At 39.6% G+C, this 24,071-nt stretch carries 25 protein-coding genes; 24 read left to right on the forward strand and 1 reads right to left on the reverse strand.

Going from position 1 to position 24,071, the window contains the following annotated elements; translation table 11 throughout:
* Positions 1-53 precede the first annotated feature (53 nt).
* From ACT6NU_RS03090 to ACT6NU_RS03180, 19 genes are all read left to right on the forward strand, one after another.
* Positions 54-908 carry an alpha/beta fold hydrolase gene (locus tag ACT6NU_RS03090; protein ID WP_445382995.1) on the forward strand — a complete coding sequence of 285 codons (855 nt, stop codon included), beginning with the start codon at positions 54-56 and terminating at the stop codon, positions 906-908.
* Positions 901-1,764, forward strand: a complete 864-nt coding sequence (locus tag ACT6NU_RS03095) for a hypothetical protein (RefSeq protein WP_445382996.1) — start codon at positions 901-903, stop codon at positions 1,762-1,764. The genes ACT6NU_RS03090 and ACT6NU_RS03095 overlap by 8 nt, the downstream gene beginning before the upstream one ends.
* A gap of 146 nt (positions 1,765-1,910) precedes the next feature.
* A complete protein-coding gene (locus ACT6NU_RS03100) occupies positions 1,911-2,432 on the forward strand; it encodes a GNAT family N-acetyltransferase (RefSeq protein WP_445382997.1) in 522 nt (173 codons plus the stop codon).
* A gap of 33 nt (positions 2,433-2,465) precedes the next feature.
* Positions 2,466-2,966: a hypothetical protein gene (locus ACT6NU_RS03105; protein WP_445382998.1), complete on the forward strand. Its 501-nt coding sequence runs from the start codon at positions 2,466-2,468 to the stop codon at positions 2,964-2,966.
* A gap of 142 nt (positions 2,967-3,108) precedes the next feature.
* Positions 3,109-3,741 (forward strand): hypothetical protein, encoded by a 633-nt coding sequence (locus tag ACT6NU_RS03110; RefSeq protein WP_445382999.1) that lies wholly within the window; start codon positions 3,109-3,111, stop codon positions 3,739-3,741.
* 164 nt (positions 3,742-3,905) lie between these two features.
* Entirely contained in the window at positions 3,906-4,661 is a 756-nt protein-coding gene (locus ACT6NU_RS03115; RefSeq protein ID WP_445383000.1) for a carbon-nitrogen hydrolase family protein, read from the forward strand.
* On the forward strand, positions 4,645-5,178 hold the full coding sequence (locus ACT6NU_RS03120; protein ID WP_445383001.1) for an STM3941 family protein: 534 nt from the start codon (positions 4,645-4,647) through the stop codon (positions 5,176-5,178). Before ACT6NU_RS03115 ends, ACT6NU_RS03120 begins: the two co-directional genes overlap by 17 nt.
* 262 nt (positions 5,179-5,440) lie before the next feature.
* Positions 5,441-5,827: a hypothetical protein gene (locus ACT6NU_RS03125; protein WP_445383002.1), complete on the forward strand. Its 387-nt coding sequence runs from the start codon at positions 5,441-5,443 to the stop codon at positions 5,825-5,827.
* A 220-nt stretch (positions 5,828-6,047) separates the two neighbouring features.
* Positions 6,048-6,818 carry a hypothetical protein gene (locus ACT6NU_RS03130; protein ID WP_445383003.1) on the forward strand — a complete coding sequence of 257 codons (771 nt, stop codon included), beginning with the start codon at positions 6,048-6,050 and terminating at the stop codon, positions 6,816-6,818.
* 132 nt (positions 6,819-6,950) lie between these two features.
* Positions 6,951-7,583, forward strand: coding sequence for an NAD(P)-dependent oxidoreductase (locus tag ACT6NU_RS03135; RefSeq protein WP_445383004.1), 633 nt, complete (start codon positions 6,951-6,953; stop codon positions 7,581-7,583).
* A gap of 319 nt (positions 7,584-7,902) precedes the next feature.
* Positions 7,903-8,745, forward strand: a complete 843-nt coding sequence (locus tag ACT6NU_RS03140) for an alpha/beta fold hydrolase (RefSeq protein WP_445383005.1) — start codon at positions 7,903-7,905, stop codon at positions 8,743-8,745.
* Positions 8,746-9,234, forward strand: a complete 489-nt coding sequence (locus ACT6NU_RS03145) for an RNA polymerase sigma factor (RefSeq protein WP_445383006.1) — start codon at positions 8,746-8,748, stop codon at positions 9,232-9,234.
* 804 nt (positions 9,235-10,038) lie between these two features.
* The gene (locus tag ACT6NU_RS03150) at positions 10,039-11,238 is read left to right on the forward strand and encodes an alkaline phosphatase (protein ID WP_445383007.1); all 1,200 of its coding nucleotides are present in this window, start codon (positions 10,039-10,041) and stop codon (positions 11,236-11,238) included.
* A 331-nt stretch (positions 11,239-11,569) separates the two neighbouring features.
* Positions 11,570-12,076: a VOC family protein gene (locus ACT6NU_RS03155; protein ID WP_445383008.1), complete on the forward strand. Its 507-nt coding sequence runs from the start codon at positions 11,570-11,572 to the stop codon at positions 12,074-12,076.
* A 211-nt stretch (positions 12,077-12,287) separates the two neighbouring features.
* Positions 12,288-13,025: a hypothetical protein gene (locus tag ACT6NU_RS03160; RefSeq protein WP_445383009.1), complete on the forward strand. Its 738-nt coding sequence runs from the start codon at positions 12,288-12,290 to the stop codon at positions 13,023-13,025.
* Positions 13,026-13,028: 3 nt separating this feature from the next.
* On the forward strand, positions 13,029-13,823 hold the full coding sequence (locus tag ACT6NU_RS03165; protein ID WP_445383010.1) for a DUF6090 family protein: 795 nt from the start codon (positions 13,029-13,031) through the stop codon (positions 13,821-13,823).
* A gap of 123 nt (positions 13,824-13,946) precedes the next feature.
* Complete coding sequence (locus ACT6NU_RS03170) at positions 13,947-14,792, forward strand: alpha/beta hydrolase (RefSeq protein ID WP_445383011.1); 846 nt, start codon at positions 13,947-13,949, stop codon at positions 14,790-14,792.
* A gap of 18 nt (positions 14,793-14,810) precedes the next feature.
* Positions 14,811-15,257 carry an aminoglycoside 6'-N-acetyltransferase gene (gene aac(6') / locus ACT6NU_RS03175; protein ID WP_445383012.1) on the forward strand — a complete coding sequence of 149 codons (447 nt, stop codon included), beginning with the start codon at positions 14,811-14,813 and terminating at the stop codon, positions 15,255-15,257.
* 97 nt (positions 15,258-15,354) lie between these two features.
* Complete coding sequence (locus ACT6NU_RS03180; RefSeq protein ID WP_445383013.1) at positions 15,355-17,415, forward strand: tetratricopeptide repeat protein; 2,061 nt, start codon at positions 15,355-15,357, stop codon at positions 17,413-17,415.
* Between the two features lie 83 nt (positions 17,416-17,498).
* On the opposite strand, the gene ACT6NU_RS03185 is transcribed toward ACT6NU_RS03180, so the two are convergent.
* Entirely contained in the window at positions 17,499-19,289 is a 1,791-nt protein-coding gene (locus tag ACT6NU_RS03185) for a hypothetical protein (RefSeq protein WP_445383014.1), read from the reverse strand.
* 221 nt (positions 19,290-19,510) lie between these two features.
* Here ACT6NU_RS03185 and ACT6NU_RS03190 point away from each other — a divergent pair, with 221 nt between their 5' ends.
* The 5 genes from ACT6NU_RS03190 to ACT6NU_RS03210 all read left to right on the forward strand — a co-directional run bounded on the left by ACT6NU_RS03190 (position 19,511) and on the right by ACT6NU_RS03210 (position 23,993).
* Complete coding sequence (locus ACT6NU_RS03190) at positions 19,511-20,560, forward strand: DUF6090 family protein (RefSeq protein WP_445383015.1); 1,050 nt, start codon at positions 19,511-19,513, stop codon at positions 20,558-20,560.
* 190 nt (positions 20,561-20,750) lie between these two features.
* Positions 20,751-21,044 carry a TIGR04104 family putative zinc finger protein gene (locus ACT6NU_RS03195; RefSeq protein WP_445383016.1) on the forward strand — a complete coding sequence of 98 codons (294 nt, stop codon included), beginning with the start codon at positions 20,751-20,753 and terminating at the stop codon, positions 21,042-21,044.
* A gap of 210 nt (positions 21,045-21,254) precedes the next feature.
* Positions 21,255-22,193, forward strand: coding sequence for an alpha/beta hydrolase fold domain-containing protein (locus ACT6NU_RS03200; RefSeq protein ID WP_445383017.1), 939 nt, complete (start codon positions 21,255-21,257; stop codon positions 22,191-22,193).
* A 171-nt stretch (positions 22,194-22,364) separates the two neighbouring features.
* Entirely contained in the window at positions 22,365-23,168 is an 804-nt protein-coding gene (locus tag ACT6NU_RS03205; protein ID WP_445383018.1) for a cupin domain-containing protein, read from the forward strand.
* A gap of 102 nt (positions 23,169-23,270) precedes the next feature.
* Positions 23,271-23,993, forward strand: coding sequence for a DUF6090 family protein (locus ACT6NU_RS03210; RefSeq protein ID WP_445383019.1), 723 nt, complete (start codon positions 23,271-23,273; stop codon positions 23,991-23,993).
* The last annotated feature ends 78 nt before the right edge of the window (positions 23,994-24,071 follow it).

A 24,071-nucleotide genomic window follows, 5' to 3' on the forward strand; every position in this document is an offset into this window, starting at 1 on the left:
CGCCAGATAGACCTTGTATAGCCGGGGGCCGTTAGGTGCAACATTCATAGATCATGCAAATCCGCAAAATAAGAATTGACGAGTTTGAATTTGACTGCAGGGTTTCGGGTAAGGAAGAAAACGAACTGGTAATCTTACTTCATGGGTTTCCAGAAACTTCGTACATGTGGATAAATCTGATGGAAGAACTATCTCCATTAGGCTATTATTGCGTAGCCCCGGATATGCGCGGTTATAGCAAGGATGCTTGTCCCAAAGGCGTTCATAACTATACCGTTCAAAAATTGAGCGGCGATATTTTAAACATTGCCGCTGCCATGCATGCCGATAAATTTCATCTTATAGGTCACGACTGGGGTGCTGGTATAGGCTGGAATATTGTCTTTCAAAACCCTGAAAAAATCATAAGCTGGACAGCCTTATCGGTTCCCCACCCCAGAGGCTTTGCAAAAGCAATTAAATCCGATAAGGAACAAAGAAAAAAGAGTCGTTATATAGGACAATTTTTGGTTCCTGTTATTCCTGAAATCATGTTACGGAAAAACGATTTTAAAAAATTCAGGAGGTTATGGAAACACAGTTCGAAAGAAGAACTGAATAACTACCTTTCCGTTTTCAGGAGAAAATATACTTTAACCGCTGCTCTGAATTATTACAGGGCAAACCTGGGCAAAAGAAATAGACAAGCTGTTGGGGAAATAACCCGGCCAACATTATTTATTTGGGGTAAAAAAGATTTGGCTATTGGGAAGGTAGCTGCTGAAAACAACCATAAGTATATGAAAGGTGATTATACCTTCCTGGATTTAGATGGCGGCCATTGGTTAATTCAGACAAATTATAATGAGGTGAAAAAGGCCGTGATCGAACACCTTAAGAAAAATAAATCTGCACCGAACAATGTTTAAGCTATTCGCATTTTTTTTATGTTTTATCTGCAGCTTAACTACCCTTGAGGCGCATCCGGGTATTGGAATTGTTATGGATAGTAAGGGTAATGTATTCTACACAGACTTGAATCATGTATGGAAAATATCAAAAAATGGCAAACAGTCTATTGCGGTCAGGAATATTCATACACATGAACTTTATATAGACCCAGAGGATAATCTATATGGAGAACATGAATGGTATGAAGGAGAAGCTACGGATAAGTGGGGCAATTATGTATGGCGTTTAAGCAATGACGGTGTATTTGAAAAAACCATACCAGATGTTGAAGGGTTTCTCGACAACAATACATTGGTTAGAGATCTTGAAAATAACACCTATTGGGTAGAAAAATCTGATGGGCATGATGTTTTGATAAAGCAAACGTTAAGCGGGCAGAACTGCTATGTTACTGATGAAAAATTCGAAGATATACGCTGGATGTATTTTTCAAAACATGACAGCAACCTTTATGTAGTTGATCATTTGACCATTAAAAAAGTGACCCCTGCCGGAGATGTAACCATAATAGCAGATAATCTAAAGGAGGAAAAAATGTCTTTCGGAGGCGTGGCTGACCGTCACTATGTATTTGGAATGTGGTCGGATAAGAAAAAGAATTTATTCGTAGCCGTTTATGGAGCAGGTCATGTAAAGAAAATTAGCCCTAATGGAAAAATGACTGTCATTTTCGAATCGAATACATTTTGGTCTCCTTGCGGAGGATTAATGGCACCCGATGGAACACATTGGATAATGGAATTCTCCAGGAGAAATAAAACGCGCGTAAGAAAAATCACTAAAGAGGGCAAACACACTCTTTATAAGACTTAAATTTTACCTGTAAGAATAATATAAAGCCAACAAGGCTATAAGTAATTGCTTATTCTCCGTTTGGCGTATACTGGCAATTAATCACTAAACCAGGCAAATACTTAAAGCCGAGACGATACCAAGGAGCCAACAATATGTAAATTAAGGTGTATATAAACTTTGAAACAAAGAGGTTAAAATTAAGACCGATCACTTTAGAAGATGCTGATTTTATAATTGATTTGTTGAATTCTAAAGGCTGGTTAGCATTTATTGGAGACAGAAACGTTTCGAACAAAAAAGATGCTGAAAATTACATTCAAAGGATACTTGACAATAAAGAGTTTTATTACAATATTTTTGAATTAAAAACATCCCGAAAAGCCATTGGAATAATTACATTTCTGAAAAGAGAAGATGAAATATTTCCCGATATAGGATTTGCCCTTTTGCCTGAGTTTGAAAAAAAGGGCTATGCTTTTGAAGCAAGCAAATCTTATCTTGAAAGGATAAAAAGCTTAAACCGCTACGACAATATAATTGCAATTACACTGCCTGACAATATAAAGTCAATCAACTTATTGCATAAACTTGGGCTTCAATACACAGGCAATTATAAAAAAGGTGAAACCATTTTATCCTATTATAGCTTGAATAACAAAAATTATCCCCTAAAAGCCCCTGACTGAGGGTTATACGAGACCGTGTACGTAATTTAAAAAATGAGCCACCCCAAAATAAAGATTAAGAAAAATAAATTTGACAGGGTATTAGAGATTCTGAGCCTTGTATTAATACTGAGTTCAGCCCTGATTATTCTAATGTATTACAATCACCTTCCGGAGGATCTGCCTATCCATTTCAACACACCCCAGAAGGATTCCCATGGTTATGGTAACAAAAGCGTATTGTGGGAATTACCCATAATTCTGGGCATTATTGTCCTTATCATTACCAAGCTCAGTCAGTATCCATGGGTTTTTAACTACCCCATTAGAATTAAGCCCGAAAATGTCGAATACAACTATAAAATGGCATCACAGATGTTAAGGGTTTTAGGCACTGCCATAAGCTTTACCTGCTTTTCTCTGACACTGACATCTATTCTAAACGGACTGGGGTTTTATCCTGAACTGGAGAGTTATTTGTCCCCTTTTCTAATCGGTTTGTTGTTCGGGATACCTCTTGTTTATTTAGTGATCATCTTAATGAAACAAATCTAAAAACACCAAGGATTATTGCCAATGCCTCTGCCCTTTCCCAAAATTAATTACCTTTTGGTCTAATTAGTTTTAGTCTTCCCAGGTGTTGCCAACAGCGGCACTGGCCATATACAAGACCGTTGCAAAAAAGGCACCTATTGTTATGAAATTTTTATTCTTACTCTTAATATTGTTGAATTTGAGCACCTGCCAACAATACAACAGCGATCAAGCTAAGATCAAAAAACAGCGCACAAGACATTATTCTGCTATAACAGACCCTCTAACCCGCGAAATTAGAAAAGGTGAAATCGAATTTGATTTTGAAATCGGATTTGACAAAAATGGCAATCAGACATATTCAATTAATTTCCTGTTGTATCCTAAAGACACGGTCTGGATCAATGCAAAAAGTTATGAGAAAAAAATTGGTGATAAAACTTGTTTTTATCGAGACACCACATTGCTGCAATGCAAACTGAAGCGAAATGATACGCTCTGGGTTTTCTATCCCCCAAATATTGACAAGCCCATATCATATGAACTTCATGATAAAAAAGGATTAATCGGAGGCATATTTCCTAGTATGACAGATAAGTTTCCTTATAAGAAAAGCTTCTTAAGTGAACGAAAATTTGATGAACGAGGAAACTTAAACTACTACGTAAATACTGAATACTATTTACCTGAAGACTTTGACTTTGGAAAAAATCAGGCTAAAAAGACCCAACGAGAGAATCTTATACAGGCGGAGGGCCCAAATATTTTTGAATCAGAATATGAATACTATGATTAAGGGGGCTTCTCAACTTGAACTTTTAATGCGCTTTACAAAAACGCCTATAGCCCTTAGCCGGCCAGGGCTTGGACAAATTTTCCTACATTAGAGTATACCAAACAAACCCGCTCTGGTATACCTTTCAAGCAGCCGGGCCCTTTAGTGGCAATTTGAGAAAATGGATGAAAATAGGCGTAGCACAAATAGAAACAAGTAAAGGAAATATTCAGAAGAATATTGAAATCCATAAAACCTGGATTGAACTTGCGATTATGGAAAAGGCAGACTTAATTGTCTTTCCGGAATTATCTCTTACAGGTTATGAACCAGAATTGGCTGCTAAACTGGCAATAGACCTAAACGATCCGAGATTGGACGATTTCCAAAAATTAAGTGACCTGAATAACATTACAATCGGACTTGGGATACCTGCCCGGTCAGATTCTGGGATTCTGATAAGCATGGCAATATTCCAAACTGGCCAGGACCGAAAAAAATATTCAAAACAAAGGTTGCACCCGGATGAACTCCCATATTTTGTGGAAGCGGAGGGGCAACTGATTTTGACGGTTAAAAACATAAATGTTGCGCCTGCTATTTGCTATGAGTCCCTTCAGAAGGAGCATTCTGAAAATGCCATAAAACTGGGTGCCGCCATTTATTTGGCAAGCGTTGCCAAATCTCAAAACGGAATTGAAAAGGCCTTCGCACACTATCCCCAAATAGCGAAAAAATATTCAGTGCCCGTAATAATGGCGAATCACATTGGATTATGCGACAATTTACTATGTGCCGGACAAAGTGCCGTTTGGAACGAAAAAGGGGAAATCTCAGGAAAACTGGAAAAAGACAAAGAAGGCCTTTTACTATATAATACCGAAACAGCGCAAGTAATATTAAAAGGAAAAACTACAGCCAAGGATGGAAGAAAAAATTGAAATTCAATTAAGTAAGACCAAAATTCTTCTTCTCTTAAGCGGGGCAATCGCTTTTGTAGTACTGGGAACACTACTCGCAATGAACCCTGAACCATTTAGAAGTCCCCTTTTCCGAAATCCAGAAACGATAAGGATTGCAGGAATAGTAGCAGTTGGATTTTTTGGACTATGTCTGATTTTTATCGCGAAAAAACTATTTGACCAAAAAGCTGGACTTATAATTGACCAAAAGGGAATAACCGATAACTCCAATTCAACAAGCGTAGGACTTATAGAATGGGATGACATTAGTGATATTGGAACAATTCAGGTGGCTTCAACAAAAATTTTAATGCTTGAGACTGATAAACCTGACAAATACATCAATCGAGCAAAAAATGGCATTTCGAAAAGAGCATTGAAAGCTAATCATAAAATGTACGGCTCGCCATTATCCATAGTTTCAAACTCGCTGAAAATAAAATATGACGATTTGGAAAAACTGATTAGAGAAGAATTTGAGAAAAGAAAAAAATAAACCCAATACCTCAACAATAACTATAAAGGCATTCCTCCCGGGACACACTCCATTCACATGACCTTGGCAGTCATTAAAAAAAGTGAACCTCCAACAAGGTGTTTAAAACATAGGCAGGAAGTTTTATACTCCAGGTTTTTTCTTCTTTATAAATATTTACCAAGTTCTTAACTTTGCCCTTTAGGATTAATAAGGGAAATCAAAAAAATTAAAATTATTCTCTTTGCTTAATACGAATCTTCGCTAAAAAAGAATATCCTTTATGAAAAAAGCAATCTTATCTTTCTTTCTTATATTATTTGCCCAACACTCATTTTCGCAGGAAGTGGAAAACGGACCAGATTTTAGTGATATAGATAGCATTGAAAAAGCGATTGCGTTATATGAAAAAGGTGAATTGTCTAAAATTTATATGATGCCATTGGAGTTTGGAGGTGAAGATATCCCGGCTAACACGCTCTACGTTCCGGAATTTGTCCAGGAATTCAAAGAAGGATTTGACAGGATAGTTGAGAAGTTACTCTTAGACGGGAAAAAATTAAGTTTTGACGCAAACCCTGAATATAAAGGAAGAAGTTTTATTCCCTCCAGGCTTACCCTTGAAGTCTCAGGTGAAGCAGAATTCATTGAAACCATAGATATTTGGTAAAGGCTATAAGGTGTTACAACATCGGCTAGGCCCTTAACATCCTTTCCCCAAAAAGAAAATCCCTACTTTTAATTAATCAGTATTCAACCCAGGTAGATACAGCGCCTGTCTGGCTCTAAATCCGTGTGCCGTTTTAAGGCAAAATACCCGCGCGGGCAGCCTTGCATAGCCGATTCTGTTATCTTCAGTCCCGATAGTTATCGGGACCAACCACTAAGCAATGATAAAATTCTTCCGTAAGATTAGACATAAAATGCTGACTGATAATAAATTAAGCAAATATTTATTATATGCTGTAGGAGAAATTGTTCTTGTAGTAATTGGAATACTCATAGCATTAAATATTAATAACAATAATGAAAATAAAATAATAAAAGCTAAAGAGCAGATCTATTTGATTCAGCTAAAAGAAGAGTTTACCCGGGTCCAAATTACCTTTGAGGAACAATCTAAAATGAACATTCATATTTACAACTCGGCTAAAGAAATAATTGAACTAACAGCAAATGGAATTAAGGCGGAAGATGAACCTGAGTTATCAAAAATCTTAATAGCAACGTTTGCTCGAACTGTTGGTTTCAATACTAAAATTGGCTTACTGGATGAAATTAAAAGTACCGGGAGTTTAAAAGATATTTCAAATCTGGAATTGAGAAAACAGTTAATTGAGTGGGACATTATGGATTCGGAATTGGAACTTAATCTAAACTATCTTCACAACGAATGGTATAATTTATTGGACTTGTTTAGCAAAAAAGGGGATATAAAAAGATTGTGGGATGATTCAGGATTATCTGAAAACTTTTTTGGGCTATCAAAAAGCCAAAATAATTCGAGCAACTTAGATTTAATTAATTCCAAAGAATTTCAAAATATACTGTTACTATTTATCTCTTTTTCGCAATCCACTCAAAAAGAATGGATTGAACCTACAAACGACAGGATTGATTTTATTCTTGAATTATTAGACAAAGAAATAAAGCAAGGCTAAAAAGGTGTTTAGTGAATTGCGGCTGCAATCCCCAATCCGAATTCATTTCATCCTCAAGTATCGACACTTCAGGCAATTTAAATTTGGCAACAACATATAATTTGAGAATTTCCCCGGGTAAAACATAGCCCTATGAAGCTTTTGATATTCGGAGGAACAGGCAAGACGGGTCGCGAATTGATTAAACAAGGGCTCGCCCAGGGACATCAAATAACGGCTGTTGTCCGAAATCCTAAAAAGTTAAAAATCAATAACCCAAATTTACGGATCGTAAAAGGAGATGTATTGTTACCAGAAAGCATAGAAAGTTCATTTCAGGGACAGGATGCCGCCCTATCTGCCTTAGGCCATAAACGATTCTTTATAAAGACAACCATTCTTTCGAGGGGCACAAAAAATATTATAAGTGCTATGAACAAAAACGGTGTTAAACGTTTTATTTGCATCACTTCTCTTGGTATAAATGACAGTAGATTTAAGCTCGGGCTATATTACACTCTTTTCACTATTCCTATAATTCTCTTTTTCTATTTTTTAGATAAATCGAAACAAGAAAAACGAATAATGGAAAGTGATCTGGATTGGACAATCGTTCGTCCTGCTCAACTGACCAATGGAAAATTAAGAACGAGTTATCGTCATGGCATTAAGGTTGGGCATTATGTACTGACCAAAATGATCTCACGTGCCAGCGTTGCCCACTTTATGCTAGAGAATTTGGAATCCGACAGGTATCTGCACAAAGCAGTTGGAATCACAAACTAAAACAGTAGTCAATATCGCATCTAATCTATGCCTCAATCGGCCAGACAACCAGTCGCCACAATTAATTGCAGGTCGGTCTGGCTAATAAAATAGATAAGCGCCTTTACCCCCACCTCTGATTCGCACAAACGCTCCGTGAATTGCAGGCCATCTGAATCATTGCCGCCTGACTGCCAATAATCATTGTCAATACTGTTTTGCAGTGTACTTTAAAAAGCTTTAAGATCAACAAATAACCAAATGCCCTTGAGGAATGCGATGAAACAGATGTAACATTTTTTGATTTCTGTATCTAAAGCTAAAATCAAATACAGAAATCATGAAAAACCTCTTTTTATTCTTAGCATTCTTTTTTTATGTAGCAGTTCAGGCACAAGAAAACCCGCCCATTCATGTTGAAGTAACAGGTAAGGGAAAACCCGTGTTGCTCATCCCCGGCTTTACTGTTCCCGGCGAAATCTGGGAAAGCACCGTTGAGCAACTACAGGAAAACCACGAGTGTCATATCATTACAATTGCGGGATTCGCAGGGAAAGACCCAATCGATTTTCCCTGGCTCCCAAAAGTTAACAACGCCCTTGAAGCCTACATAGAGGAAAAACAGTTATCAGATTTAACGGTAATCGGACACAGCTTGGGCGGAACCGTGGCTACCTGGCTTGCCAGCAGGGAAAACAATAAAATATCGAAAATTGTACTGGTAGATGCCCTGCCCGCCACAGGCGCTATTATGATTCCAAATTTTAACCCTGATAATCTGGCGTATGACAGCCCGTTTAACAATCAACAGCTGGCCATGAACCAGGCTGAATTCGAACAAATGGCTACAGGCATGTCTCAAGGGATGAGCCTTAATCCGGACGCTCAAAAAAAGATTGAGGAATGGATTATAATGGCAGACCGTAAAACCTATGTCTATGGATATACCGATTATCTAAAACTGGATTTGAGGGATGACTTGAAAAATATTTCCATCCCCGTAACCATTATAGCAGCAGAGAAGCCCTTTGGAAAAGAAATGGTTACTCAAACCTATCAAAGCCAATATGCCAATTTATCTCACTTTGATTTGATAATTGCCGAGAATTCAGCTCACTTTGTGATGTTCGATAAACCAGAATGGTTTACGGAGCAAATTCAGAGAATCCTGTCATTGAACTAAATGGATATAGAAAAGGAGTTTACGGCTATTTATAATAACCATGCTTCCAGGGTCTTTAGATTATGCCTGGGTTACGCTTCAGGCAATCCGGAATTGGCCAAAGAATGGCAGCAGGATACCTTTATAAAGGTTTGGAACCACAGAAAATCATTTAAGGGGAAATCTTCCATAAGCACCTGGATATACAGAATAGCCGTAAACACCTGCCTGGCCGATTTAAAAAAATCTACTAAACAGTTTCCAATCAAGGACAATATGCTGCAAATGACAATGGAACCCGATCAGGAGGAGCAGGAGGATAAAGTCCCAAAAATGTACGACTGTATCAATCAACTCAGCAAAAACAATAAGACCCTTATTTTAATGGAATTAGAGGAAATTCCCCAAGCCTCCATTGCAGAAACCCTGGGTATCAATCACGGCGCAGTCAGAACGCGGTTAAACCGAATCAGAAAAGCACTCTTAAAATGCATTACAGATGAAAAATGATAAGCTTACGCAGATATGGAAAAGTCAAAAGAAGGATTCTCCACTTTCGGATCCTGAGTTGGTTATCAGAAAAGCAAAAAAGCAACGCAACGGCCAATTTGCATCCATTGCAATTATGTCAATAACTGTTTTAGTTTTGGTGATCTATGCTGCCTATTATACCGGAAGCCAATGGAATAACTTTAGTCTCGGGCTTTTGTTAATGATATCCAGCCTTACTTTTCGCATTATTATAGAATTCGTCTCGCTTTATCGAAAAGAAAGCCGGCTTGTTACCATGGACAATATTTCATTCCAGAAATACCTGAAAAAGCATTACAAATTAAGGTTAAAGGTTAACTACATTATTACACCGATATGTTTTGCAATATACCTTTATGGATTCTTAAAATTATTGCCCTATTTTAAACGGGAATTTTCCGAAGCTTTCTATATGTATATTTTAGTTTCCGGTTTGGTTTCGCTTCTTGTTTTGGCCATAATTATTGTACAGAGTATAGTGAAGGAACGTAATTTCCTACTGCGACTAAAAAGAAAATAGTATTGAGTATTCATTCTCTTTTTAATTACTAAAGAAAACGGTGCGAAAGCACAACAATAGCTATCATTTATGTTGGCCATTCCTTCCTTTAAAAATTTATCCTAATTTTAAAAGGACAACCAGGCCAAACACTAGCTACAGCAGTTTCGCCTTAACAACCTGCCGGCGCCAGTTGCAAATTTATTCCGTAATGCGATGAAGACCCAACGCCTGGCTAACTGCAATCAAAACAGAATCATGGCCGGGACCGTCAGGGATTAATTATGAAAAATTGGAAGAAAATTAGTCTTTTGACAATAGCTGGACTACTGGTATTGCTGATTGGAATATTTTATCTATTCAATATTTCTGTTTCAATACCTTCCTCTGATATTCAGTTTTCACCCAGCAATGCCAAGAGACCATTAAACTTTACAAACGAAGGAAAAAAACCAAAAAACATTATCATTTTTATAGCCGATGGTATGGGGTTTGGTCATTTATCTTTAGCGCTGCAAACCCAGCAGTCGGAAAAAAAGGTTTCGGTTTGGCAGCAATTTGATGTTAAAGGCTGGCACGACGCCAGATCCGCTTACGGATCTCTTACTGACTCAGAAGCCTCTGCAACGGCAATTGCTACCGGAACATCAACGAATTTTGGTCATATTGGATTGGATAAAGATGGAAACCCGGTTCAAAACATATTTGAGTTAGCCTCAGATCTGCATTATAATACCGGAATTGTGACAGACTCCTACGTCTGGGATGGCACACCTGCAGCCTTTTCGGCACACATTAGAAATGAAGATGATGCCAGAAGCATCCTCCAGCAGATTGCCACAAGTGAGTTAGATTTGCTTTTTGGGGAACTCGAAGATGTGGGTGAAGGAGATGTACCCGAAGAAAATGAATCCCTGGATATTTTAAGAAAGCGGTTTATAATGCTTGACCGCTCGCTAGAACTTCCAGGCGGTGGCAACAGCTCAAAACCTATCGCAGCTATTTTCAGGGAAGATGAAATTCAGGATATGCAATCATCGCCAAACCTCTTTAATCTAACCAAAACGGCTTTAAGCTACATGTCAACTCAAGATAATCCTTTTGTGCTGCTGGTGGAAAGTGAAGAGATGGATGCGGCATCTCATGAAAATGACTCGAAAAGAGTTTTAAACGGATTAAAATCGATTCAAAAAACTCTTTCCCTTATTTTCGATTTTTCGAAAACAAACGGGGAAACATTGGTCCTTTTTACTGCAGATCATGAAACAGGTGGCCTTTCTGCAGTATCTGATTTTGATCGTTACCCCAATATGCAAATAAGATGGTCAACCAAAAATCATACAGCAGCCGTTGTTCCCCTTCTGGCGGATGGTCCCGGAGCGGAAAATTTCGCAGATATACATCGGAACTGGGAAATTGGGATGGTGCTTAAAAAAATTATCTCCCAGGATTCCGCAAATGGAAAGAATGATCAGGAATATTAGTGTAATTATTACTTTGAAGATCAATAAAGGAACAAATTCAGGCCCGAACGGGACTGGGAATAAAGTTGAATTCAGTGGGTTTGAGGAATGGACAATAAATAAGCAAGGGCTTGTACAAAAATCAATCGGAACCTACGATGCTGATGATTATGCAAGGCAACTCAATGGAAATTAAAAAAGGCGAAAATAAGTTATAGCCTCGGTTTATTCGGTTTTCGCACGGTCCGAATCCACTCAGAATTGCTAAAGTCTTTACCAAACCGAAAATTGACGCTTAAAAAGCCATATCTGCCGTTGTAACAGATTTTTTAGCTCATTTAAACCAAGTTTTATGAAAGCAAAAATTATATTCATTCTGGCCGTGCCCATTTTATTCTTTGCTGGGTTTATTTCAGGACTGCATCACGGATCTGAAAATAAAGAAGAAGGCAAAATTTTGGGCCTCAATCATGTGGGTTTAAGGGTGGCAGATTTCGACAAAGCATTGGATTTTTATCAAAATGATCTGGGTTTCCAGATGATATACCAATTCGACAACGCAGAAGGATACCCCATATTCGCCTACGTTCAGATCAGCAAGTCAACCTTTATAGAACTGTTGCCGGCTAATGAAGAACATCCTGAAGGAATAGATCACTTTGGCCTGGAAACCCATAACAATCAAGCGGTAGTTAGTAATTTTCATAGCTTGGGCATAGAATGTACAAAATCCACTGTCAGTCCATTTACCCATGTCAATATTGCACATGCAATAGATCCAAATGGAATATACTTTGAAATTATCGAGGCAACTGAAGGCTCTGACTTAAAAAGAGTAATGGACAATTGGAAGGATTAAATACCAACAGCGCACGGCATCTGCTATTACCATCGCTATCCTAATCTACTCATATTCCCTATCTTAGTTAAAGGCATCCTGGACCACAGCGGCCCTTGTGCTTCATTCCCGATAGTTATCGGGATCAACCATTAACCCATGCTAAAATTCTTCGAGGGCCGAACGGATAAGTGAGGAGCCAGACGGTGCGCTGGCCTATAAAACAAAAGACATGATCAAGTTTTTCAGAAGAATCAGACAAAATTTACTTTCCGCAGGAAAAACCGGGAAGTATTTTAAATATGCTATTGGCGAAATTATCCTCGTGGTGATTGGAATTTTGATCGCCCTTCAGATTAATAACTGGAATGAGCAAAGAATTTCAAACCTGTATGAAAACAAATTGCTTAAAGAATTGCGAAGTACAATCATTGCGGACTATAATTTATTGCAGATGGCCATTGATGGCAATAATCGGACATCGCGTTCATGTGAAATAATTCTGAATCATTTTGATCAGAACCTTCCCTATCACGATTCCTTAGACCTGCATTTTGAAAATGCCAATTTGTGGTGGACCATGGTGATAAGAAAAAATGCTTATGAGACCGCCAAGGCCTATGGTTTGGATTTTATTAAAAATGATTCAACCAGAATATTGCTTTCGGGATTATACGAACAGGTTCAGACCTTTGGCCAAACTATGGATGAAAGACAGTCTTTATTTCACTACAATACGGTTACTCCTGTATTGATCGAATTATTCGAATCCATTGACAAAACCTGGTATTTGCCGGAAAGAGGCAATGTTCCCAATGACTATGAAGCATTAAAAAACAACAAAACGTACAGGGCCATTCTCAAGACAAATATGGGCAACAGACAATATTACAACCGCTGGATAGCAATGACCTTATCCCAGATGAAATCGCTTGAAAAGAGGCTACAATTAGAAATAGAAAACAGATAACCCATGATAAAATTCTTTCGGAAAATCCGATACGGCCTTATGGAGAAAAATAAAACGGGCAAATACCTCAAATATGCCATTGGTGAAATCATCCTGGTGATGATAGGAATTCTCCTGGCCCTACAGGTGAATGACTGGAACGAACAGAGAAAGGACCGGATAAGGGAACAGGCTGTTCTGAAACAACTACAGGAAGACTATCAGGCTAATCTTGCGCAGTTGGAAGAGAAAATGACGACCAGAGAAAGAATAATTTTTTCGGCAATGAAATCATTAAATGCCTTTGACCAACCCGATGGGGTTATTCGTGACAGTCTTGTCAAAGAGCTTGCCAACGTTTTCCATGACCCTACATACGACCCTATTCAAAATGACTTAACAAGTTCAGGCAATCTAATCTTAATTCGCAACCCAAAATTAAAACGCCTGCTGTCCAACTGGTCGTCAGATGTAGTAGGGGTCAGGGAAATTGAGCAGAACTGGACTAAAGCTGTATATGAGCAATTCGGTTTAATTTTGTCGGAAATAGGCCTGGGCAGGGATATCTACAATAGTTTTATGAACGATTCCAGACATCTCTGGCTACTGGATCATAATGAAGAGTCCTTTAAAGCAGAAATTGGAACCTCAAAGCTGGGGGCGCCACTGGATGAAATATTAACCAGCAGAAAGCTGGAAGCTATACTTGGAAGCGCCATTATTTTAAACAAAGGCGCCAATCTGCAGTCCGAGGCTTTACGCAGCAGAATACTGGAAATACTGAATTTGATAAAAGCCGAAATTAAAACCGATGACTAGTATAAATAAACGTCGGGTAAAATTTCCCGAAAAGAACAAATGTGCTGTGGTGTTCTGATTCATCCTCAGTACGAACCAATGCTAATAGCTCATATACTTTAAATGGTATCTAACATAAAAACTATGAACCTGAAACTTTGCGCCAGTTTACTATTGTTTATGCTGATTACTGGCTGTATTAATGCCCAGGTAATTGTAAATGAAGACATTGATTACCTTCCTGAGTCTGAATACAGTGATAACAAAGACTTTTTGGACATATATATGCCTGAAGGCAACAAAAATGTTCCCGTTATTGTCTATTTACATGGGGGAGCCTTGTTGATGGGAGATAAAAGCTGGGGTAAGGATATTGGTAATAAAGTGGCTGAGTCTGGAATTGGCCTGGTAAGTGTCAACTATCGTTTGTCTCCAGGTTTTCAACATCCGGCTCATTTACAGGATGCAGCAGCTGCAACAGCATGGGTTATCAATAACATAGAGAGGTATGGCGGTGATCCTAAAAAGATATACGTTGCGGGTCATTCCGCCGGGGCGTATCTTGCCGCACTCCTTTCCATTGATTTTTCTGTTTTACAAGACCATAATATTGCGCCCGCAAAAATAAAAGGCGCTGTATTGATCAGTCCTTTTCTATATGTGGAAGAAACGGCGAAAGTTAGGATTGAGAGGGATTCAGTCTACAAAAGCATTTGGGGCAATGAGCCCGGAAATTGGTTACAGGCCTCTGTAACACCCCATATTTTGCCTGACCGGAATAATATTTTACTAATTTATGCTGATGGGGACGAGTCCTGGAGGAAAGAACAAAACGAAAGATTTGCCAAAGCCATGACAGGTATTGGCAACCTTCGTGTCTATACCGAAGAAGTGCCAAACAGGGACCACCTGACCCTACTTTCTAACATTCTCGATGAGGATGACAGGATAGTGAAGTTAATAGGCGACTTTGTAATGAAAGAAGAATAGATAATAAGTTACATTACTTTGACAATAGAAGAAATATCCGAAAATCATATTCCCAAAATAACCGATTTGGCCATTAAACTTTGGCCAGGCTGTTCTTATGAAGAAGAATTTGCAAACTGCTGGGAAATTCTTAACACTGATCGTCAAAACATTTTTGTTGCAAAAGCTGGTGACGATATTATAGGATTCATTCAATTATCATTAAGGACTGATTATGTAGAAGGGACGACCACTTCGCCAATAGTGTACATAGAAGGACTCTATATTGAACCATCTTATCGCAATCAGGGGGTAGCCAGCCGTCTGGTCAGAAAATCAGAAGATTGGGGGCTTGAACAAAATTGTACGGAAATTGCTTCTGATGCTGAATTGAATAATACAGGCAGCATAGATTTTCACAAATCTACGGGATTCCGGGAGGTGAACAGGATCGTTTGTTTTTCCAAGACAATCCGTAAGCCATAAAATAGTTGATTGATGATAACAACCTGCAATCTGGACTTTCCCGAATCCATAAGCACTATTGATAATATGTGCTATCTTTAAAGAAGCCTTGCTGCATATGAATAAGTTAATCAAGGAACTTAAGCGTAGGAATGTACTAAAAGAGACCATCGCTTATTTGGTAGTCGCCTGGCTTGTTCTGCAGGTATTTTCAACCGTATTACCCATTTGGAATGCACCCGCCTGGATTTTACAAATCATCACCATTACCCTGGGCTTAGGGTTGCCCCTTTGGATTATCTTTTCATGGCATTACCAAATTACATCATCCGGAATTAAGAAGACCGAGAAATTGGTTGGCGATACCAGGAGGTCTGGCAGCAACAGGGTTTTAAATACGGTTATCATGATTGCCCTGCTGGCAACCATTGCGTTAATTTGGATTAAACCCGGAGCGGTCACTTCCGTATCCCCTGATAAATTATCTATCGCAGTACTGCCATTCACCAATATGAGTGATGACCAGGAAAATGAATGGTTTAGTGTTGGTGTTACTGAAGACATATTAACGCACTTATCCAAGGTTAAAGGCTTACGCGTCATTTCACGAACCTCGGTGATGCAATTCAGGAACACCGATAAATCCATACCTCAAATTGCCAAAGAGCTGGATGTGGCATATATCGTTGAAGGCAGTGTTCGCAAACAGGACAACCAGGTCCTGATAACAGCACAGCTTATAAAAGCCAACGATGAGCATCTTTGGGCAGATAACTACAATGAAAATCTAATAGATGCCTTTAAGATTCAGCAGGAGGTCTCTCAAAAAATCGTAAAACAACTTAAAATATTTATAAGCCCTGAAGAAGAAAAAGCCTTAAACTCAGAAACCACTACGAATGTTATGGCAGTGGAACTGTTTTCCAAAGGCCGGAACATTGCAGACAACAGGGCACAGGATAACCTTGAAAATAGTATCGAATTATTCAAAGAAGCGATAAAGTTGGATCCCCTGTTTGCGGAAGGTTATGCCGAAATAGCCAATTCCTATATGCTGCTTTATCTTTATGGGGATCTGAGCAAAGAAGAGTCCGCCAAACAGGCTAATGAATATATTGATAAAGCTTTAGAGATCGATCCGGATATTTCCAGGCCCTATACGGTCAGGGCCATGCTGAACATAAGGGATGGAGATTGGCAAAAGGCACGGACAAACTTTGAAAAGGCCATTGAACTCAACCCGAATGATGCTACGGCACATCACCATTTTGCCATTTATTGGCGCGACAGGCCTCAACATGATGCACAAAAATTATTGAAGCACATTACGGTAGCCCAAAAGCTGGACCCACTTTCCAGGCCTGTAAATCAGACAAGATTGGAAGCTCTTTTGGTAAACGATCAGATTCAGGAAGCCAAAACCCACCTGGAAAAAATCAAGTTTCTATTAAATCCAATGGAAATCATCAGGATTGAAGGTTTAATAAACAGTGCAATCAAAAAGGATCTCAAAGAACTTATTTATACTTATGAGCGCGCTTTAGAAGAAGATCCTGACAATCTCTCATTACTTCATTCATTAAACCAATTATACACATGGATTTTGGTGGATCGAAAAAAGAGTCTGGAATATTCAAAGCGAATATTTGAAATCGATCCAACTAATCCCGGATATATTCTGGATAAATTAAATTATTTCTATATCCATAAGCAGTTTGAAGAAGCCCATAAAATTTTAAATGACACTGCTCTCACGGGTTTGTTAAATCCGTTTCAAAAAATAATAGTGTTTCATGATTATTACGCCTTCCAGGGTAATTACGAAAAGGCCCAGGAATATCTGGAGCAATTAAAACCCCTTAATCTTATAGGTTATTATTCCAATAAGGCTTGGCTGTATTCAAAAAAGGGCGATTCAAAAACGACCCATGAAGTCTTTAAGAGGCCCGAATACAAGCCTATGGATTATTTCAAAGTAATCTGTTTTGCCCATTTGAAAGAGACCGATTCCTTGTTTCATTATTTGAATAAGATCTCAAACTATGCAAAACTGGATCTCAGGGATTACAGTTTAGCGGAGATAAATGGAAGCCCTTCTATTGATCCTTACCGAAACGATACTCGTTATATTGAAATTATGAAAGCACATAATTTCCCGATTAAGGCCAAACCGAACTGATGTAAGAACAGGAATAATTCTCTCTAAAAGTAATTGAATTAGTCACAGTGGAGGAAAAAGCAACTTCTAACAACCATATTACACTATTGCCTCCCTTTAAACCCGTCGTACAGTTTTAGTTCTCCGGACTTCGTGGCAGGGCCCAGACCGTTAATGGGATGATTGATATTCCCGTTTAGTCCGGCAAAGGTGGAAATATGTTGGATTAAAATACCCGGATGGTCCGGGACTTCCATGGCGTTTTCCAGCCGCACCTTATTGGAGACCGTTGGTTCCCCGCTAAAAAAACTATAGACACCCAGGCCGTATGCCTGGTGATGCTGCACACTATCTGCAACCTTATAGGAGGCATAGCCTGGTTTTCCGGCATCATTCCACACCTCATTGCTGGGCGGGTGATAGGGGATTTCGGATTGATAAAAATAGGTGCGGCCATATTCCCCTTGCCAAAGGGTCTGGTACCCCTGGAAGTGCTCATTGAACAATCCGTAAATGGTAACATGATCCCCATTGACAATTAGTCCGTGTTTGTTTTGCCCATCCATCCATTCTGTACCCACCCCATGGTCGGCCTGCCATAACCAAAAATGATTGCCAATCACATAATTGCTGTTGATGGTCACTGTTGTTTCTGCCTGCCCGGCCCAGGCACCCCCTACCCTACAATAGATATCGTGAAGCGAAATGGGGTTGTCTGGATAATCAGCATTCGATTCTACTGTCCCAATCTGAATAAGCGTTGGCGAAAGCCCTGGCCCCGCATCTACCATAAAGCCTGCCAGTTTTACCCCTTGAATATCTGCAGTAGCAAGGGCAATTTTACCTTTTTGAGGGATGAGCGTTGGCAGGCCCAGTCCCAGGATTACGGTATTGGGCTTTGTTACGGTTAGGGTTTTATCGAGCTTGTAGATTCCCGGTGTAAGGAGAAGATGCTTTCCATTAGCCAGGGCCTTATTGATAGACGTCGCATCATCTTTTTCCGGAAAGGCGATGTGGAACCCGGCTATTGGTATTAGCTCCCCGTCCTCCTCCCGATCTCTCCAGGAAGGGCCGGAGGCTTCCCGTTGCAGGGACGGAACAAAAACAGCGTAACCTCCGGACTCCGTATACGTCAGGAACGGTTTTTCCCGTACTACCGGTGTTTTGTCAATCACTGTAGTGGGTTTATCGGGCCAGGTATCTTCCGGGGCTCCTTCCACCCCAATAAATACCCTGTTCCAGTTTCCTCCTTCCCAAAACCCGATTGCTGAATTTCGTGTCATCCACTGTTGCCCGGAAGTCAAGCCAGCCCTGCCTTCTATAAGCGAATTGGCCAGGACGCCCCCGCTGGCCCAGCTGCCCTTGTCAAAATTGATATCGCCCGCCACATGCATGCGTCGGTAGGGAGCCGCCTGGGACACCGCCCAATAGATCATCTCGCCATCTTTGGGCACCACCTTGAAGTTTTCTGCACCCCTCCAAAACATAGTAGTGACCTTATTCGGAATATTGTTGCTACTGGTAGTGGTGGTGGATTGCACCGCTCCGTGGATGGTCACCCCGCCCGGGTACCTCCCCAACCCCAGGGCCTGCATATAATAATCGACCGTTACATCTATCTCGTAGTTTCCGGGCTTAAACAGCAAGGCGTACCGCTCCGGGCCAAATTCATTGTACATCTGTTGCTGGTTTATAGAATCCAGAATTGTCCGGATACCCTCCGGATCCATGGTTTCATCAAATACCAGTACGTTCTCCCCAAAGAGAGTGGTGTAGGGCGATATGTCCAGCCTATCAGGGCTCTTAGCTGAATCGGAACAGCCTGAAAAAACGGACAGCATCAGGACCGCAATTAAGGTGTAAAAAAGATATCTGCAAAAAGAAGTGCGGCCCATAATAAACCAGATAATTAGAAGATAGATATTGCGGTTATTACCACTAAAATAGAGAAAAGGCATTCTTATTCCATTATTCACTATCCTTTTCACAGGAAAATTGAATCGATTCCATTATTGAAGGGTCACAGACAATCCTGTCCGTCTGTTAACGATTGGGATGTGTTCTTCTGAAGGGTATCTATTTTAGAAAATCCTATATTTAGAGAAACCAACCTCCGATGATCAAATTCTTCAGGCGAATCCGACAAAAATTACTTTCAGAAGGCAATACCGGAAAATATCTGAAATACGCCATTGGCGAAATTATCCTCGTGGTGATTGGAATATTGATTGCGCTCGCAATCAATAATTGGAACGAAGCCAAAAAGAGCGAAAATGAAATTGTCGAAATCATTGAACAGCTTAAGGATGACCTTATCTACAATTTTGACGATGCAACAGGTATCCTCGAATTTTATGCTACCCAGGAAAGTATCTGTGAAGCGGTTCTTTTTGATAAACTCAGCATAGATGATTACCGAAATAATGAGTTAATAAGTATAGTGGCCGTGAATTGGTTTATTACGTCACCTAAATCTGAAAATCTCGATTATCTGCTAAATAATCAAAAGGGTGCCCCCGAATCGTACAAGCCCATTATCAATGCTGCCACACTATTAAAGGACAGAGAGACCATCATGCACGCTGAATGGCAAAGATTAAATACTACCATTCAGGAGAACATCAAAAAAATCACCTCCAAGGTCTCATTGATTAAAATTGATAGTGTTTCAAAAAATGAAAGGTTTGAATACATGCTTTCAAATGAAGAATACAAAAAAATGATTGAGTTGTACTGGATTTCTGCACAGGATTATTCTGACCAGGTCTCCCGATACAGAGCACAGGTCATGGCAACACTAAGTACCATAAATGTGGTAAAGGAGAAACAGGGCATACAAGAATTAACAATGCTTTACAATAGCAAAGACATGCATCCTTTTAAGCACCTCGGATGTAACGATATGTTGCCTGAAACGGATTATAAAGAAAGAAGGAGGAGTTTTTTATTGGGTAATTTAAGTAAGCATGATGTTATCCTAAGGGTAAAAAATGACGATAAAATTACCGGAACCTATACAATGAAGCCCGGTAGCTTCAGATTTACGAGACCCGAATATGCCGGTATTGGCGGGGATTACACCGTAATAGTTGAGAAATTAGATGCCGATGGAAAGTGTATGGAGAAATATGCCAGTGTAAAAAACGGTTATTTATTGATTGAATAAATAGCGTAATTACAACATTAGTTATTGGCTATCACTTCCTTTCCAAAAAAGAAAAATCCTACTTTTAATTAATCAAAAATTAAGCCCTGCTTAAGTTGAACATAATTAGTGCTTATGTCTGGAGAAATTTATTAGGCATAATAACCGTTCAAAAGCAAGTTTTGTAGCCGGGGCCCAAAGAGGTAAGCAGATGAAAAAATGTGCTAGTTGCAATAATCAATTTTCAATCAAACAACTGCTCAGGTCTGCCTGGCTGGGCTATGAAAAAATAAATTGCCAGCATTGTGAAGCTATTTATGAGCATTCTTTCTTTAACCGAGTACTTGTATCCCTTATTTCAATTATGCCCATTGTTATTGCTTTTATAATAGTTGAGTATTACGATCTGAATTACTCAATATCCTTCATGCTCCTGTCTGTAGCCTTATTCATTCTCATTGCCTTGATTAGCATGCGCTATCTGAAGTTCAGGAGGGTAGATTAAGATTTCAAAGTTTAATGTTGATACCCCACTTGTGAGGCCCTGTCAGAATGAAACATTTTCCCTAAATTGATATTAAACTAATGCCTGGTTGCCCGGCTAGTTTTTGTTAGCACGGACCTTTAGGTAAATTCCAGGCACCATTATTTGGTATTTGGTTATTGGCGTTTCGCTTTCTCCAGCCCATTGGTTGCTGTAAAATAAAATACCAGTATGAAAAAAGCTTCCTTTATCCTGATAGCCATAGTTTGCCTTGGCCTGAATTTATCCTGTGGCCAGAGCCAGAACCATGAAGGTTATAAGGTAGTTGAACATAATGATATTTCCTATTTGCCCGATGTGATACCCGTCAATTCGCTGCAGCGACTGAATCTGGTACTGCCGATAAAGGAAGATGCCGTTCCGCTTTTGATATGGATTGGTGGCGGGGCCTGGTCTTATGTGAACAAGGATAAGGAAATGGACCTGGCAAAAAAGTTCGCTGCCCGGGGAATAGCGGTAGCCAGTATCGGGCACAGGTTAAGCCCGGCAGTATGGCGCGATTCCAGCCTGAACAAAGGGATTCAGCACCCCAAACATATAGAGGATGTGGCCGCTTCAGTAAAATGGTTATACGATCATGCCGATACATACGGATATGACACCCATAATATTTTTATCGGAGGATTTTCTTCGGGTGCCCATTTATCGGCACTCCTTGGTATGGACAGTACCTATTTAAACCAGGTTGGGCTCTCTCCTGAAATATTCAAAGGGATTATTCCGGTTTCAGGGGGTTTTGATATAGTGGACTACCACAGGGCTCTGGCCAACAGCGAAAGGCCTGAACTTGCAAAACTACACGTGGAAGCCGTATTTGGCGAAGGTGCAGAAAGGTTCAGACAGGCATCGCCCGTAACCTATCTTTCAAACTTATCAACGCCACTCTTGCTGATTTGTGACAATGAAGTATACAAATACTCCAAACTCTTTGAAGAAAAAGTCCGGGAAACAGCATTCAGGGACATGCAGGTGGTATATGCCTACGACTTGTCGCATGCAGGGCTCTGGAAAAACCTGTCTTTCAGTGAACAAAGCATCTATAGGCAAATAATCATACATTTTATTGAAGTAAATTCTGAGAACGGGGGCATTACAAATAACAAAAACTAAGATGCTTATGCGAAAGGGAGGTTTGTTTAGTTGCCAAAATTGGACTCAGGAAGTAGGAGCCTATGACATTTTTAAAAGAGAAAGGGCTTGAAGCAATCAGCTTTATGAATGTACTGCTGGCATCAAAATCATAGATTATATCCAATCTTAAAGAATTATATATTAAATACGATGGAGAAAATTTTTTCAGTATTAATTGTGCTAGGCATTTTTGGCTGTACAGGTGGCGTAAACAAGGAGGATGCTTTAATCACCCTAAACGAAACTGAGGCGCCAAACTATGAATTGGATTATATGGTTGAAAAATGGTCTGAATCTTTCGTTACAAAAATAGATTCTGCCTACAGGGCTACCATCAACTTTTATCTGGCAGATTCCTCGGAAGCCTGCCACGTACTCATTGCAAAAAACAACTTTGAGCTGGTAAAGCAAAGTACCGACAGTTTTAATCTGTCTTTTTCTGCTACTAAGGATCACTACAATAAAATCTTCAGGGGCGATATAACTGCCATGACCTCAATGGGGCAGGCAACCTCTTCTGATCCCATCCCCTTAAACTTCGAGATACAAAGGGCCATATCCGATAATGCAACCAATGATTTTATTTTTGTAGCACAGCGGTTTTTTAACACCACTCCTTACGACCTCGTTAAACTGGGGCAGGAGCATGCAAGAGTGGTTCATGGCGGGCTTGCGATCCCTATTTTCTACCAAAAAGCGGATGATATTGGAGTCAGAAGCGCATGGTATCAAATAAACAAAGGCGAACAGGTAAACGAACCCGGGGACACTAATCCGTTTCCGCAGTATTTTATAATCACCCAGGGGCAGGGGTATGCAAAAATTGGGAATGACACCATTGCAGTAAAAGAAAACGAAGCCTATTTCATACCACCTGATCACGACCACGTTTTCTGGAATGAAAATGATGAGCCCATCATTTATATTTTCCTGGCCTGGGGGAAAGGAGCCTGAAAGTCTTACCTTAACTGTTTTTCAGGCATACTGTGCAAGGCAAGCACTTAGCACCTGTGGTCATCCTTCATCACAATAAACCTATTAACAAACCTACAGCTTATGCTCACGTTCTTAAGGAAAATCAGACAAAACTTGCTTTCAGAAGGGAAAACTGCAACCTATGTTAAATATGCCCTCGGAGAAATAGTATTGGTTGTAATAGGCATCTTAATTGCCCTGCAGATTAATAACTGGAATGAATACAGCAAAGAACGCAGGGAAGAACAAGAGATACTGGCATCTTTAAAAGATGAAATAAACAGCAATATTGCCATTTTAAAAGCTTCCATAAAGGAAAATAAGCAGCATGGGGCCAATACCATCAAGGTAGTAGATTCCATCAATAACCATTTCACAACGCTTTCAGTCTTGTCTTTGGTAAATTGTTTTAATTACGCCACTCCCCAACTCAATACCTTTGTCCTGGAAGATATTCTGAGTTCAGATACCAAATTAAAAACGAAGGATGAAGCCTTTGTAAGTTCCCTCAGAAAGTTAACGGCCCAACATTTGAATGTCAAAAAGACTGAATTCTTTCTTGACGAGTACTGGAATTCAAAATCAACCGATTTTATTATCAAAACCGGCTTGAGTTTCAGCAACCTCACTGTTACCAACAAGCGTATTTCATTACTGGACATAGAAAGGGGCGGGTACACCAAAATTCAGGCGGTATCCCTTTTATATTTATACGATGATTTAAGAGGGGCCTGGATACGGAGCCAGACAAAGACCTTAGAAGTAGCTGAACAGGTCATTCAATCCCTGGATGATAGTAAATAAACCTGGCGCAAAACGGTTGGCAGCAATGTTCAGTGCTTATTTCCTATCTTAGGTAAAACCAAAAGACACCCGGCGGTA

Source organism: Robiginitalea rubriflava (assembly GCF_052540725.1).

Excerpts from the sequence above, each read along its gene's own strand:
- ACT6NU_RS03210 (WP_445383019.1), top strand. The coding sequence starts at position 23,271 with ATGCTCACGTTCTTAAGGAAAATCAGACAAAACTTGCTTTCAGAAGGG.
- ACT6NU_RS03150 (WP_445383007.1), top strand. The coding sequence starts at position 10,039 with ATGAAAAATTGGAAGAAAATTAGTCTTTTGACAATAGCTGGACTACTG.
- ACT6NU_RS03195 (WP_445383016.1), top strand. The coding sequence starts at position 20,751 with ATGAAAAAATGTGCTAGTTGCAATAATCAATTTTCAATCAAACAACTG.
- ACT6NU_RS03185 (WP_445383014.1), bottom strand. The coding sequence starts at position 19,289 with ATGGGCCGCACTTCTTTTTGCAGATATCTTTTTTACACCTTAATTGCG.
- ACT6NU_RS03145 (WP_445383006.1), top strand. The coding sequence starts at position 8,746 with ATGGATATAGAAAAGGAGTTTACGGCTATTTATAATAACCATGCTTCC.
- ACT6NU_RS03125 (WP_445383002.1), top strand. The coding sequence starts at position 5,441 with ATGAAAAAAGCAATCTTATCTTTCTTTCTTATATTATTTGCCCAACAC.
- ACT6NU_RS03190 (WP_445383015.1), top strand. The coding sequence starts at position 19,511 with ATGATCAAATTCTTCAGGCGAATCCGACAAAAATTACTTTCAGAAGGC.
- ACT6NU_RS03130 (WP_445383003.1), top strand. The coding sequence starts at position 6,048 with ATGATAAAATTCTTCCGTAAGATTAGACATAAAATGCTGACTGATAAT.
- ACT6NU_RS03115 (WP_445383000.1), top strand. The coding sequence starts at position 3,906 with ATGAAAATAGGCGTAGCACAAATAGAAACAAGTAAAGGAAATATTCAG.
- ACT6NU_RS03135 (WP_445383004.1), top strand. The coding sequence starts at position 6,951 with ATGAAGCTTTTGATATTCGGAGGAACAGGCAAGACGGGTCGCGAATTG.
- ACT6NU_RS03105 (WP_445382998.1), top strand. The coding sequence starts at position 2,466 with ATGAGCCACCCCAAAATAAAGATTAAGAAAAATAAATTTGACAGGGTA.
- ACT6NU_RS03170 (WP_445383011.1), top strand. The coding sequence starts at position 13,947 with ATGAACCTGAAACTTTGCGCCAGTTTACTATTGTTTATGCTGATTACT.
- ACT6NU_RS03095 (WP_445382996.1), top strand. The coding sequence starts at position 901 with ATGTTTAAGCTATTCGCATTTTTTTTATGTTTTATCTGCAGCTTAACT.
- ACT6NU_RS03090 (WP_445382995.1), top strand. The coding sequence starts at position 54 with ATGCAAATCCGCAAAATAAGAATTGACGAGTTTGAATTTGACTGCAGG.
- ACT6NU_RS03140 (WP_445383005.1), top strand. The coding sequence starts at position 7,903 with ATGAAAAACCTCTTTTTATTCTTAGCATTCTTTTTTTATGTAGCAGTT.
- ACT6NU_RS03155 (WP_445383008.1), top strand. The coding sequence starts at position 11,570 with ATGAAAGCAAAAATTATATTCATTCTGGCCGTGCCCATTTTATTCTTT.
- ACT6NU_RS03205 (WP_445383018.1), top strand. The coding sequence starts at position 22,365 with ATGGAGAAAATTTTTTCAGTATTAATTGTGCTAGGCATTTTTGGCTGT.
- ACT6NU_RS03200 (WP_445383017.1), top strand. The coding sequence starts at position 21,255 with ATGAAAAAAGCTTCCTTTATCCTGATAGCCATAGTTTGCCTTGGCCTG.
- ACT6NU_RS03110 (WP_445382999.1), top strand. The coding sequence starts at position 3,109 with ATGAAATTTTTATTCTTACTCTTAATATTGTTGAATTTGAGCACCTGC.
- ACT6NU_RS03180 (WP_445383013.1), top strand. The coding sequence starts at position 15,355 with ATGAATAAGTTAATCAAGGAACTTAAGCGTAGGAATGTACTAAAAGAG.
- ACT6NU_RS03120 (WP_445383001.1), top strand. The coding sequence starts at position 4,645 with ATGGAAGAAAAAATTGAAATTCAATTAAGTAAGACCAAAATTCTTCTT.
- ACT6NU_RS03160 (WP_445383009.1), top strand. The coding sequence starts at position 12,288 with ATGATCAAGTTTTTCAGAAGAATCAGACAAAATTTACTTTCCGCAGGA.
- ACT6NU_RS03165 (WP_445383010.1), top strand. The coding sequence starts at position 13,029 with ATGATAAAATTCTTTCGGAAAATCCGATACGGCCTTATGGAGAAAAAT.